At 71.3% G+C, this 12,215-nt stretch carries 15 protein-coding genes; 8 read left to right on the top strand and 7 right to left on the bottom strand.

Going from position 1 to position 12,215, the window contains the following annotated elements:
• Nucleotide 1 precedes the first annotated feature (1 nt).
• Both ACGFY9_RS19885 and ACGFY9_RS19880 read right to left on the bottom strand, forming a co-directional pair.
• Nucleotides 2-3,229 (bottom strand): FtsX-like permease family protein, encoded by a 3,228-nt coding sequence (locus ACGFY9_RS19885; RefSeq protein WP_393755725.1) that lies wholly within the window; start codon nt 3,227-3,229, stop codon nt 2-4.
• Between the two features lie 146 nt (nt 3,230-3,375).
• The gene (locus ACGFY9_RS19880; RefSeq protein WP_393755723.1) at nt 3,376-3,789 is read right to left on the bottom strand and encodes a globin; all 414 of its coding nucleotides are present in this window, start codon (nt 3,787-3,789) and stop codon (nt 3,376-3,378) included.
• An 88-nt stretch (nt 3,790-3,877) separates the two neighbouring features.
• On the opposite strand from ACGFY9_RS19880, the gene ACGFY9_RS19875 reads away from it, so the two are divergent.
• Nucleotides 3,878-5,494, top strand: a complete 1,617-nt coding sequence (locus ACGFY9_RS19875) for a recombinase family protein (protein ID WP_393755722.1) — start codon at nt 3,878-3,880, stop codon at nt 5,492-5,494.
• Nucleotides 5,495-5,564: 70 nt separating this feature from the next.
• On the opposite strand, the gene ACGFY9_RS19870 is transcribed toward ACGFY9_RS19875, so the two are convergent.
• Genes ACGFY9_RS19870 through ACGFY9_RS19860 form a run of 3 tightly spaced genes read right to left on the bottom strand, consistent with a single transcriptional unit; the run spans nt 5,565 to nt 6,135 of the window.
• Nucleotides 5,565-5,714, bottom strand: coding sequence for a hypothetical protein (locus ACGFY9_RS19870; RefSeq protein ID WP_393755721.1), 150 nt, complete (start codon nt 5,712-5,714; stop codon nt 5,565-5,567).
• Nucleotides 5,711-5,932: a hypothetical protein gene (locus tag ACGFY9_RS19865; protein WP_393755720.1), complete on the bottom strand. Its 222-nt coding sequence runs from the start codon at nt 5,930-5,932 to the stop codon at nt 5,711-5,713. The genes ACGFY9_RS19870 and ACGFY9_RS19865 overlap by 4 nt, the downstream gene beginning before the upstream one ends.
• The gene (locus ACGFY9_RS19860; RefSeq protein WP_393755719.1) at nt 5,929-6,135 is read right to left on the bottom strand and encodes a hypothetical protein; all 207 of its coding nucleotides are present in this window, start codon (nt 6,133-6,135) and stop codon (nt 5,929-5,931) included. The genes ACGFY9_RS19865 and ACGFY9_RS19860 overlap by 4 nt, the downstream gene beginning before the upstream one ends.
• A 171-nt stretch (nt 6,136-6,306) precedes the next feature.
• Between ACGFY9_RS19860 and ACGFY9_RS19855 the strand changes: the two genes are divergently transcribed.
• The 7 genes from ACGFY9_RS19855 to ACGFY9_RS19825 all read left to right on the top strand — a co-directional run bounded on the left by ACGFY9_RS19855 (nt 6,307) and on the right by ACGFY9_RS19825 (nt 10,905).
• Complete coding sequence (locus tag ACGFY9_RS19855; RefSeq protein ID WP_393755718.1) at nt 6,307-7,062, top strand: DUF6879 family protein; 756 nt, start codon at nt 6,307-6,309, stop codon at nt 7,060-7,062.
• 15 nt (nt 7,063-7,077) lie between these two features.
• Complete coding sequence (locus tag ACGFY9_RS19850; protein WP_393755717.1) at nt 7,078-7,926, top strand: helix-turn-helix domain-containing protein; 849 nt, start codon at nt 7,078-7,080, stop codon at nt 7,924-7,926.
• Between the two features lie 201 nt (nt 7,927-8,127).
• On the top strand, nt 8,128-8,349 hold the full coding sequence (locus ACGFY9_RS19845; protein WP_393755715.1) for a helix-turn-helix transcriptional regulator: 222 nt from the start codon (nt 8,128-8,130) through the stop codon (nt 8,347-8,349).
• 225 nt (nt 8,350-8,574) lie between these two features.
• Nucleotides 8,575-9,579, top strand: a complete 1,005-nt coding sequence (locus ACGFY9_RS19840) for a helix-turn-helix domain-containing protein (protein WP_393755714.1) — start codon at nt 8,575-8,577, stop codon at nt 9,577-9,579.
• The gene (locus tag ACGFY9_RS19835) at nt 9,576-10,541 is read left to right on the top strand and encodes a hypothetical protein (protein ID WP_393755713.1); all 966 of its coding nucleotides are present in this window, start codon (nt 9,576-9,578) and stop codon (nt 10,539-10,541) included. The genes ACGFY9_RS19840 and ACGFY9_RS19835 overlap by 4 nt, the downstream gene beginning before the upstream one ends.
• Nucleotides 10,538-10,702 (top strand): hypothetical protein, encoded by a 165-nt coding sequence (locus ACGFY9_RS19830; protein ID WP_393755712.1) that lies wholly within the window; start codon nt 10,538-10,540, stop codon nt 10,700-10,702. The genes ACGFY9_RS19835 and ACGFY9_RS19830 overlap by 4 nt, the downstream gene beginning before the upstream one ends.
• Before the next feature lie 2 nt (nt 10,703-10,704).
• The gene (locus ACGFY9_RS19825; RefSeq protein ID WP_393755711.1) at nt 10,705-10,905 is read left to right on the top strand and encodes a hypothetical protein; all 201 of its coding nucleotides are present in this window, start codon (nt 10,705-10,707) and stop codon (nt 10,903-10,905) included.
• 659 nt (nt 10,906-11,564) lie between these two features.
• Here the strand turns inward: ACGFY9_RS19825 and ACGFY9_RS19820 are convergent.
• Nucleotides 11,565-11,771: a hypothetical protein gene (locus ACGFY9_RS19820; protein ID WP_393755710.1), complete on the bottom strand. Its 207-nt coding sequence runs from the start codon at nt 11,769-11,771 to the stop codon at nt 11,565-11,567.
• Nucleotides 11,768-12,115, bottom strand: coding sequence for a hypothetical protein (locus ACGFY9_RS19815; RefSeq protein WP_393755709.1), 348 nt, complete (start codon nt 12,113-12,115; stop codon nt 11,768-11,770). The genes ACGFY9_RS19820 and ACGFY9_RS19815 overlap by 4 nt, the downstream gene beginning before the upstream one ends.
• Between the last annotated feature and the right edge of the window lie 100 nt (nt 12,116-12,215).

Raw genomic sequence — 12,215 nt, 5'->3', positions numbered from 1 at the left:
GTCACTCGCCTCCCTGTTCGCGGAGCGAGGTGGCGGGGTCGGCCCGGCGCAGCGCGAGCGTCGCCGTCACGATCAGCGGTGTCACCGCCACCGCCACGAGGAGCAACGCCACATGTGTGACGGGGAGTTCGACCAGGACGCCCGGTACCGGGCGGGTCGCCTGGGCCGTGAGGACGATCAGGGGGATCACCGCGCGGGTCAGCACGGTCCCCAGGGCGACGCCCACCACGAGGGCCAGGGCGACCAGGACCCCCTGCTCGGCGGCGATCATCCGGGCCAGCTGGCGGCGCGGGGCGCCCAGCGCGCGCAGCACGGCGAACTCGGCATCGCGCTCCCGCAGCGAGCCGGCCGCGCTCACCGCGAACCCGACCGCCGCGAGCGCCGCCGCCACCAGCGCCGCCGCCGCGAACGCGGCCTCGGGACCGGCGCCGAACGGGTCGTCGCGCAGCTCCTGGGCGATCTCCTCCCGCACCACGACCTCCCCGGGATCGACGTCGGGCAGGGCGCGCACCGCCGCGGCCACCGCCGGCGCGTCGCCCGGCGACGTCCCCAGCCACCACTCGGTGGGCGTGACGCCATCGACGAAGCGCGTTCCCAACACCCGGTTCACGGACCGGAGATTGACCAGCAGCGCACCGCCGTCGCCCTCCTCGGCACCACCCGTCGTCGGCAGTCCCCGCACCGCCGCCACGATCCGCACCGGCAGGTTCTCGCCGCCGAGCGTCACCTGCACCCGCTGTCCGGTGCGGGCACCCGCCGAGGTCAGGAAGCGGTCGGTGGCGACGGCCGTGATCTCGGGCGCCGGGGGCTGTGCGACACGCAGCCGCACCGTGACGGAGGAGACCGTCCAGATGTCCTTGCCCGGGATGTATCCCGTGCCGTAGTCGACGGTCAGTGGTTTCGTCGAAGTCACCTTCGGGGTGGGCGGGTTGGAGCGCGGACCGTACGACTCGCTGGTGGCGGCCCGCGCCGTCCAGGCGGTGGGCAGCGGCAGCGGCCGGACCTTTCCCCGGGCGTCCGTGGCGGTCAGCCCGCTGACGGTGAGCCGGTGCCGGGACGAGTGCTCGCCGGGCTGGGGCAGGTCGAGCTGAAGTCCGGTGAGGGTCAGCGGGCCGGGTGACGCGGAGACGTCCAGCTTCAGGTCGTACTGTCTTCCGTCGGTGGGGAGTTGGCCGAGGAACTCCTGGTACGGGGTGCCGTAGCGGTCCTCGACCGTGGCCGTGACGTCGGCCGTGGTCCGCGGGCCCGTGCCGCCGATGCCCGCCCGCACCGTCAACCCGGCCGTTCCCGCCGGGATCCCGGTGCCCGCTGTGCGCCCCTTCGGGCCCAGGCCGGCCAGCAGCGGACCGGCGGGGTGCCCCGACGTCAGGTCCCCTCGCATCAGCACCGCGTCCGACGCGCGGGCCGTGTCCAGGGCCAGCACGGTCGCCGTGCGGTCGCCCGAGAGGGACAGGGAGGTGCGGACGGCGGGAGCCGCCTCCCGTACGCGGGGAAGGTCCGCGTAGGTCTCCGTGCGGCCCAACCCGCCGTCACCGGCGGCCAGTACGCGGACCGGCACCCCGGCCTGGAAGTCGGCCTGGTCGCCCTGCGAGCGGCTCCAGGAGGCGCTCTGGCCGATCGCGAGCATGCCCAGCGCCAGGGCGAGCACGAGCAGCAGCACCGGCCCGGCACCACGCATCGGACGGCGGCTGAACTGCCAGCCCGCCAGCGCCACCGGCAGCCCCCGCCCGGCGGCGGCCCGGCGCTCGGCCAGGCGTGCCACCGGTGGCAGCAGCCGCAGCGTCAGGACCGTGCCCGCGAGCAGGGCGAGGGCGGGGGCCGCGACCAGCAGGGGATCGATGCCCAGCGTCCCGGAGTTGTCGCTGCTGACGGCTCCCGAGGTCTGCCGGTTCAGCTGCCAGTAGGCGACCCCGGCCACGGCCAGCAGCCCGAGGTCAGCGCCCGCGCGCAGCGGAGCGGGGATCGCGCGGGCCCGGCCGCCCTCGAAGGAGGAAGTGAGCGCGGGGAGCGTCACCGCCAGCGCGCAGCCGAGGGCGACGGCCGCCGCGACCAGCCACACCCCCGCCCGGCCGCCCGCCGGGGTGTCCAGGTGCAGGCCGATCCGCGCCAACGCGCCGTGTCCGGCGAGGAGTTCGGTGAGCGGACCCGCCAGCAACGGTGCAACTGCCGTCGCCGGTACGGCCAGCAGCAGCGCCTCCACCGCCGACAGGCCCGCGATCCGGGCCCGGGAACCGCCGCGCGCCCGCAACAACCGGCTCTCGCCCGCCCGTTCGGCGCTCAGCAGCCGGGCCACCAGGAGCAGGGCGTACCCCGCGAGCAGCGCGAGCTGGAGCGCGACGATCAGCAGGGTGGAGCGGGAGACGAGCAACGAGCGGTCGATGCGGTCGAGTACGTCCGGCAACGAGGTCGTCGCGGTGGTGACTCCCGGTACGGCACCGGACTTCTGCAGCGAGGTGCCGCCCGCCCCGGCGCTCGCGCGCAGGGTGCCGATCCGCCCGGTCGTCAGCGTGGAGAAGTCGGCCGACGCGAGCCACGCGGACGGCCCGGCGCTCAACTCGGCGAGGCTCGCGGGATCGGTGAACAGCGGGCCGTAGGTCGTGAAACCGGCCGTGCTGAGGCCGCGGCCGCGCAGGTCGTCGAGGAGCCAGTAGGCCGTGCTCGCGTCGGCGGGCCGGTAGACACCGGTGACCAGGATGTGCGCCTTGGGCCCGCTGAGCCGGTTGTCGAGGGTGAGCCGTGTGCCGGCCCGCACCCCGAGTCCCTCGGCCGCGGTGCGGGGCAGCGCGACCTCGATGTCCCCCGAGGCCGTCGCGCGCGGGAAGCGGCCCGACATCAGCCGCACCTGCGACCGGTCCAGGGCCCCGAAGTAGGTGAGATCCGGATCGCCGGACCGCTCGGCCCGCGGCTGGAGCGAGCGCGGCAGGGCGTACGGCCCGGAGCGCACCAACGTCCGTACCGTCACGGGCAGTTCGTCGAAGGTCCGCCCCGCCGCCTTCCGTACGGCGGTGTCGGCGGACGCGCGCTGGGCGGGCGGGACCTCGGCCTTGACGATCAGGGCGGTGTCGGGGGCGTTGCGGGCGTCGTTCAGGGAGTGCCGGAGCGCCGCGTCGCCGATCGCGCCCGAGTAGGCCGTGAGCGTCGTGAGGACCGCCGTGGTCAGCAGCACCGTGAGCAGCGCGGCGGCGAGCAGCAGGCGGTGTGCCCGCGCGCGTACCAGGACGAACCCCACCCGGCCCCCCGCCGTCGTCCGGATCTTCTCCGGCGATGCTGCCAGAGGGGACCGGCGGCGAGTAACCGTTTGCGACCACTGCTTGACCGGATTGTGACCGGATATCGGCGCCGGACGACCGGAATCCGACGTTCAGTGAGCGGCGGTCAGCCCGCCGTGTTCACCATCGAGGCGGCCGCGTACGTCAGGTAGTTCCACAGCGTGTGCTCGTGCTCCTCGGACAGACCGAGTTCGTCGACGGCGACGCGCATGTGCTTCAGCCAGGCGTCGTGCGCGGCCTGGTCGACCTGGAACGGCGCGTGGCGCATGCGCAGGCGCGGGTGGCCGCGGTTGTCGCTGTACGTCGTCGGGCCGCCCCAGTACTGCATCAGGAACAGGGTGAAGCGCTCCTCGGCCGGGCCCAGGTCCTCCTCCGGGTACATGGGCCTCAGCAGCGGGTCCCCGGCGACGCCCTCGTAGAAACGGTGGACGAGCCGGCGGAAGGTCTTCTCCCCGCCGACCTGCTCGTAGAAGGTCTGCTCCTGAAGCGTGCCGCGCCGAATCTCTTTCACGCTCTCCATGGTCTCAGACAGGGCGGCCGAGGTTAAGGATGGACCGTAGGTACCAAAATTGGGGGTGCAAGGGGACACAAGGTGACGAGGAGGGGCAATGGCTACCGCAACCGCACAGATAGCCGCCGAGGTGGCGACCCGGACCGCGCGGGAGTACCTGCGCGTGAGCAAGGGCAAGGGGCGGACGGCCCGCAGCATCACCGACCAGCACAGCGGCAACCTCGCCTCCGAGCTGGAGTACGGCCCCTGGACGGGCGAGCCGTACAAGGACACCGGCAGCGCCAGCAAGTACGCGACCAAGGCGCGCAGCGACTTCGACAAGCTGATGGACGACCTCGCGACCGGCGCTTTCGGCAAGCCCGGTGACGTCCTGGTCCTGTGGGAGATCAGCCGTCTCGCTCGCGAGATGGGGGTGGGAAACCGGATCATCAAGCTGTGCGAGGTGGGCGGCTACCTGATCCACGTGACGAGCGACGAGCGTCAGCCGTACGACCCCCGGAACTACAACGACTACGACCTCCTGAACCGAGGCATCCTCGACGCGGAGAAGGAGGCCCGGCGCCTGTCCGCCCGGACGCAGCGAGGTGTGAACTCGGCCGCAGGGGAGGGCCGTCCGCACGGCAAGATCCCGTTCGGCTACGCCCGGGAGTACGAAGTGATGGACGGCCGTCCCCGCTGCGTCCGTCAGTACCCGGGCCCGGGGGACGGGAAGCTCATCGCCGAACTGTTCGTCCGCGCGGCCGGAGTACGGGACAACCGGATGGGTGATGAGTCTGTGGCGCTGCTCTACAGCAACCCCGTCGGGGACGACGCGCTCCCTGAGGCCGTCTATGCCATCGCGCAGGAATGGGCGGAGCGAGGCCTCGTCAACGCGTCCGGCAAGCCCTTCCACGACGGCAACCTGCGGGAGATGCTGACCCGGCCCGCCTACGCGGGGCTGAGGAAGCACAAGGACACGCTGATCCCGGTGCAGTGGGAGGGGTACGAACCGATCGTGTCCCGCGAGGTGTTCAGCCGGGTTCAACGGCTGTTCGCCGACCCGTCCCGGCGTACCTACCTCGACACAGGCGTGCAGCACGTCCTGACCACGACGCTGCGCTGCAACCCCTGCGATGGTCCGATCACGGTCCGCTGCCGCAAGGCCGGGGTGCCCGGCTACGAGTGCGCCAAGAAGGGCTGCGTCCGCGTCGACAAGGCGGAGGTGGACCGCATCCTCATCGGCGACCTGACGGCCGTCGACCCAGGGACCGGCGAGGCGAAGCCCAAGTTGGGTGTCATCCTCGCGTACCTGTCCGCACCCCACCGGGTCGCCCGGCTCCGTAAGCGCCCGGCCGGGGGCCCGGAGGAGCAGGCGACGCGCAGCGAACTGGCGGGGCTCCGGACCGAGTTGGAGGAGCTGGAGGCAGCACCCCAGCCGAAGACGGCCCGCGCCCGTATCCAGCGCACCGCCGACATGGAGGAGTTGGAGCAGGACATCGCCGTCCTGGAGAACAAGCTGGCCAAGCTCACGACGCCCGCCCCACTTGCGGACCTTCTCCCGGCCGACCCCGAGGCGGATCTGATTGCCTGGTGGCAGGCGGCCGACGTCCATCGCCAGCGTGCCGTAGCGGCGCTGCTTCTGGTCCCGGATGCCCTCGGACAGGTGCGCATCACGCCATCGCAGGGATGGAGGGACCCGGTGCCGGACCGGCTGAAGTGGGTCACCGCTGCCTGATCCACATCACATACGAGCGATGCCCGGCCGACGTTCCCCCTGTCGGCCGGGCATCGCGCTGTTGGGGTGGCTACAACTCCCGCCGCTTGACGGCTCTCCACATGATCCGGGCCTCGGGGCACATGGCTTTCACACAGCCGGGGCACGCCTGCCCGTGGTCCAGGAGCCTCCGGTACGCGGCAACGTCGTACGACGCCACCTTGCCGACCGGCGCGCTCATGCGCACTCACCCCGGCTCCGGGCGTTGGCCAGGGCCACGCCTGCCGACAGCCGCTCGGCATCCGTCGGCGGACGGATCGGCCCCAGGGCGTCCCACTCGCGTCCCCCGCCGACCGGCCGAAGTTGCCAGTGCGGCCCCTCGTGGCCCATGGCCTGGCCGACCTTGCCGGTCGCCACGTCGTACACCAACTCGCCGATCTCCGGAATGAACAAGTTCATGCGCACCCCCGCTGGATCACGTCGGCCAGCCGGAGGGCGACGTCTGCCCGCACCCGGCCGAGGTTGATCAGGTTCAGAGAGGGCGACGCTGCGTCCGCCCCCAAGGACGGCAGTACGATCCCCGCCGACGTCAGTGCTTCCCGCAGAGTCTCGACCGCCGCTGTGACATCCGAGGTGCCCGGCTCTTGCTGTGCTGTGACCATGAACTCAGCGTTCTGGTGGGCCAGTTGAGAGGGCTAGCGCCTATACCCGATTATTCTCGGGTAAGGGTTATCTATAGCCGTTTATATCCACAAGGGCCCGGCGGATCCGTACCGTCCACTCCCCAGCACGGTGATCATGAAGGAGTCAGTACCCGGCGAAAGGAACTGATCATGGCGCGACGGCTGCGCTTCAACGGCACGGGCAGCGGCGTGAATGGCTGCCCGGCCGTGCACGAAGACCTCGACACCGGCGAAGTGATCATTCACGGACCGGCGCTCACCGACCCTGACGACATCGCCCGCCTGCGGCACCTCGGAGGGGGCGAGGTGCCCATCATCGTCCCGCGCGAACTGCTCGTGGACTTCGGCCCCAAGGAGGTCGTACGCGTGCCGAACGTCATCGGCCTAGACGAGTTCGACCGGCTGTTCACCCAGTTCCAGCACACGGCGTGGAGGCTGGAGACCCGGCGCCGGTACGCCTCAGACGAAGTCACCGACACCTACACGCAGTTCCTCCGGGGCGAGTCCGTCGACTGGGAGGGCAGGGACCCCGAGTGGTGTGCCGAGCGCCGCGAACAGACCGCTCTCGGCAAGAGGTTCGAGCGCGTCCGCGTCGTCGACAACCCCCCGACCCCGGGGCAGCTCTACCTGCTCGACAACGCCCGGCGGAACAGCTCCGTCGGTGAGGACATCCGGCAGATCTGGCGGCCCGAGGCCGAGCGCCTCCAGCTTCCCGACGAGGACTTCTGGCTCTTCGACTCCCGGCTGGTGGCCCGGCTCAACTTCGACGACGCCGACGACCTCGTCAGTGTGGAGCTGATCACGGAACCCGTGGAGGTCAACCGCTATTGCCAGGCGCGCGACGCCGCCACGCACTACGCCGTGCCGTACGAGGAGTTCGCGGCGAGGCTCGCCGCCAGCGAGTAGCAGGGAGCGGAACCGGTGACCACCGACTACCAGCAGGCGCGCGAAGCGCTCGGGGTCCGGCTGCGTGAGCTGAGGCTCACCGCGCCGGACGGTCGGCTCACCGGTTCCGCGCTCGCCCGGCGCCTCGGTTGGCCACAGCCCAAGGTCTCCAAGCTGGAGAACGGCCGCCAGACCGCCACCCCCGACGACCTCCGAGCCTGGGCCGAGGGCACCGGCCAGCCGGACGCGTACGACGAACTCCTCGCCCGGCTGAGGGGGTTCGAGTCCCACATCCGCTCATGGCGGCGGCAACTCGCCTCGGGGCACAAGCCCGTGCAGGACACACACCTGGCCGCCCACGGTGACGCCTCGGTGTTCCGAGGCTGGGAGTCGTCCATCATCTTCGGCATCCTCCAGACCCCCGACTACGCCCGGTCGATCTTCACCCGGTACGCCGAACTCCAGCAGTCGCCCCGGGACACTGAGGAAGCCGTCCGCTCCCGCATCAAGCGGCAGGAGGCGCTGTACGACTCCTCCAAGCGCTTCCACCTGATCCTCTGGGAGGCCGCGCTCCGGGCGCTGGTCTGTCCGCCGTCTGTGTTGGCCGGACAGCTCGACCGGCTGTCCGGAGCCGTCGGCCTCGACACGGTCGAGCTGGGAATCATCCCGTTCAGTGCCTCGCTCAAGATCCCGCCTGCTACAGCCTTCTGGGTCTACGACGACAGCCGCGTGATCGTCGAGACGTGGCACTCGGAGCTGTGGATCGAGGACGAGACCAGCGTCAGCACCTATCTCCGCACCTGGAACACGCTGCGCGAGTCGGCCGTCTACGGGGCCGAGGCGCACCGGCTCATCAGCGACGCGCGCCAGGCGCTCAACGTCTGACCCGGGCCCCCTGCCGGCTGATTAGCCGAATCGACTAAATCCCCAGTTCAGATTGGGTGTTGTACGCCCCCGAATCCTCTGGAACTCCGGCGAACGTAGACGTACGCTGGCAGCAGCAGAACGACCAACGACCACGGACCAGAACACGGTCCGTGGTCGTTTCCGTGTGCTGGGCCGGGTCCTGCCCCGGAGGAGCCCCACATGGGCGAACCAGCAACCCTCGACGAGGTCCGCGCCTGGCCCGCGCTCGTCCCCCTGTCCCAGGCGGCCCGAGCCCTCGGCATCGGCCGCACCACCGCCTTCACTCTCGCCGCCCGGGGGGAGTTCCCTGTGCCGGTGGTGCGGACCGTCGGCCGCCGACAGAAGGTCCGCACGGCCGACCTCGTCCGGTACCTGGAGGCCCACGGGGGTGAGCCGTCGTGAGCCTCGCTCTCGTGCTCGTCGCCGTCGTCGGCTTCTTCTACGTCCGGGCCCGGTACCGGGCGTGGCGCCTCATGCGGCGCGAGGCCGCCAAGCTCCGTGCCCAGGGTGCCGCGAAGACCCGCCGCCCCGTCCTTCAGCGGGTGCTGAGCGTGCTCCCGCTGACGCTCAGCCAGAACCTTGTTCCGGTGGCGCTCCGAGGCCCGTACGCGCCCGTTCACGGCCCCCGTGGCGCTCGCCCGGCGGGGTCCCCTCGGCCGCCGAGAGCGCATCCGCCTGACGCAGCACATCCTGCTCGCCGGACAGACCGGCTCCGGCAAGTCCAGCACCCAGCGGGTCATCGCCGCGCACGTGCTCCAGGCGCCGGACGCGTGCCTGGAGGTGTGGGACCTCAAGCGGATCTCTGCCCTGCGGGACTACCGGGGCCGGGCCCGTACCTGCGTCACGGCGGCCGAGGTGTCCGCCCGGCTGCGGGATCTGGTCGGCCGGGAGTTCACCGAGCGGGCCGACCGGCTGATCGCCGGTGAGGACGTGCCGTATCTCGTCGTGCTCGTGGACGAGGCCGCGACGCTGTTGCGGGAGCTGGACGCCTACGCCCAACGCGACTTCTTCGGGGCCGTGGAGATGGGCCGGGAGCTGCGGGTGTTCTTCGTACTCGCGGTACAGCACCCGCTCGCCCTCACCATCCCGACCCAGCTCCGGTCGCAGCTCGCCTGCGTCATCAGCCACCGGCTCAAGTCGGCCAAGGAGTCCGAGGTCGTGTTCCCGGGCCTCGGGTCGGCCGGGTGGGCGCCGCACCTGCTCGGAGGGCCGGGCACCTGCCTGGTCTGGGAGCACGACCGCAGCCCGCGCACCCTGTACGGCCTGTGGCTCTCGCCTGGCCGCTTCCGGGGGCTGCGGGTGCACGGACAGGTGACCGCGCTGGGCGCACCCGTCAGCCTGGACAAGCGCGTTGCGCCCGTTGCTGTTGCACGCCCGGACACGCGCCTGACCTCGCATTCTGCGCCCGCGACGGCAACACGCAACACCCGGACGGACGCCTTCACCGAGGAGATCGAACGCGCGCTGCTCGGGGGCCCGGCGGGCGTGCGGGAGGTCGCCCGCGCCACCGGCCGCAATCCCGGCTCGGTCCACCGCAAGATCCGCCAACTGGCCGTCCGGGGGCTGGTCGAAGAGACCCCGGACGGCTTCACCCTCCCCCACGTGAACGCACAGGAAGAGGACTCCTCATGAAGGTACGCACCCCGCCGCCCGAGCGGCGCCGGGTGACCGTCGCCCGGCCCGACGGCTCCACGTTCGAGACCACCAAGACGATCGAGTTCGCCCCCGAGCCGCAGCCGCCCCGGGACTGGGACGTCATCAGCACGCGCGCCGGGGTCGGCATGGTGCTCGCGCTGACCGCCGTTGCCGTGGCCTGGTCCACCTGGAGCATCGGCAGCCTGCTGCACGGCGGCCTCGGGTTCCTGGCCGCGACGGTGTTCGACCTGAGCTGGGCCACCTGCCTGATCCTGGAGTGGAAGGCCCGGTACGACCCCGACAAGCGGGCCTTCCCCCGGGCGCTGGGGTGGGCGCTGCTGGTCGTGACCATGGGCGCCATCTTCTGGCACGGCGCCCCCGACTGGCGCATGGCCACAGTCGGCGCCCTGACCAGCGCCATAGCCAAGGTGCTCTGGCTCGGGATCATGAAGCACATCGAGCGGGAGCTGTCCCAGCAGGACCGGGACGACCTCGCCGACCGGCTGAGCAAGGCGCACGTCCGGCAGGCCGTGGCCCTGGTGGACCGGCAGACGCTCCGGGTCGACGCGCACACCGAGGCGCTGCGCCGGTCCCTGGAGGGGGCCCGGCCGACCGTGCTGGAGCTGTCGGCCAGCGACCGCGACACCAGCCCGGCCGAACTGGCGAGCGCCGGGAGGCAGTTCGCCGAGCAGATCGCGAACACGGGCGAGCCTGTTCGCGAGCACCCCGAGCCTGTTCGCGAGCAGATCGCGAACGGCGCGAGCACGCCCCCGCCGACCAGCCCGAACACGGATCGCGAACGCCCGAACATGGCGGCGATCGTGCGCGAGCAGATCGCGAACACGGCGAGCAACGCCGAGGCAATCGCGAACGTGCTCGCGATCATCCCCGAGGCCAACCCCGGCTCGGTCGGCGCAGCCGTCCGCCGGGAGCGCCGGAAGGCAGGGCCGTACCTGTGATCGAGTTCGCCGCTCTCGTCGCCCTCGGGGTGATCGTCGCCGTCGCCAAGCAGCACCGCGTGCCCGTCCTGATCGCAGCCGCCGCCGTGGTGATGCTCATGGGCGGTCCGCAGGAGTTCATCCAGGCGGCCCTCGCCGCCGTTCCCGGCCTCGGAGGCTGATCATGAGTAAGGGAAAACTCAGCCTGTCCACCGTGATCTGCATCGGGATCATCGTCTGGGCTCTGGCCGGGGGTGTGCTCGGGGCGAACGTCCCCGGCTACGCCAAGGTCTTCTGCCCGCGTGCCGACACCCGGTCCAACTGGTCCGCCGACGACCAGAAGATGGCGCAGGAGTCGCGCTGCGAGTCCATCTCGCGTCCGTAGCCCGACCGCACAGGAGCCCCGCTCGGGTACACCCGAGCGGGGCTCCGTCATCACCGGCCGAGGGTGCGGCGCTCCAGTTCGTTCAGGCGGGCAAGGGTGACATCTAAGTGCGAGAACGATGCCCTTCGCCCCCAGCACCTGCTCCTTGAGTCTGCGGGTCTCGTCGGCACGCTGCTGCCGTACACCCGGCGGATCGGGTGTGCCCATGATTGACACGCGCGCCCGAGCGATCGGCGCCTGCTCGACTAGGTGGGTCCACTCACGGGCCGTTGTCTCAAGGGACTTCTTGAGTTCCTTGTCGTCCACCCGGCCCGCAGCATCTGTCAGGGACAGGTGGGCCTCACGACGCCCGGCTTCCCTGAACCACTGAGCCATGCAGCCACGCTTGGCGATGATCTCGTTGCAGAGACTGCGGACGCCGATCACCGCTTCCCGTACGCCTTCGACGTCGGGGCCGACGGCAAGGCGGTGGCGGCGTAGCCAGACCTTGCGGGCCCCGAGGCCGAGGGTCCAGGCGAACGCGAGCCAGCCGGGCAGGAACTTGGGCCAGTCGGCCCACCAGGGATCAGCAGCCGCAGCAATCATGCCGAGAGTGTGCGGCCGAGCAACCCCCGCTGACAGCGATTTAGGTTAATCGGCCGGCAAGGCATTCCCTCAGCTCAGGCGGGCCAGTACCGGCCGTCGTCGTCCTGCTGGACCATCGACCTGTGCACCACCTCGGTCAGGCCGTCGGTGATGAGCATCCGCATCTGGACGCGGTCGGCCGCCGCCATCAGCTCGGGGCGTGTAAGGCCCGGGTGGGCGGCGACGAAGTCCCGCAGCCTCCTGCGCTGCCCGGGGTTGATCAGTGAGGGAGAAGTGCTCAACTCAGGCCCGCCTGGACCAAGTTGTCAGCGATCTGCTCCCGGACGTCCTCAGGCAGGTCGGGCACCAGCTCACCGAGGCGACGCGGATCGGTGGGCAGCATCCACTGCCGGACGATGCGCATGACCTCGACGTACGCGGCGGCCTGGCGTTCCATCCGGGCCAGCTCGGGGAAGTGAGCGTCCATCACGGACGGCCTCACGGGGGTCAGGGTGATGCCGGTCTGCTGCTCGATCACCCGCACCACGGAGGCCGACGCCTCGGCCGAGGCTCGCTGGATGTCGGCCAGCGCCTCCCGCCCGGCCTGTGCGATGCGCTCGCGCTCCTGATCCAGTTCACCGGGCATGGTCAACTCCTCCTGGAGGTACGGGGGTTGGAGAGGCCGAGCCGTAGGAGAACCTGGCTCCGCTCGGCGGGCGGCAGGGCGGCGAAGTGCTTCAGGCACG

Source organism: Streptomyces sp. NPDC048504, assembly GCF_043200035.1.
GTDB lineage: Bacteria > Actinomycetota > Actinomycetes > Streptomycetales > Streptomycetaceae > Streptomyces.
The sequence above is the reverse complement of the archived record's forward strand: the minus strand, read 5'-3'. Positions and strand labels throughout refer to the sequence as shown.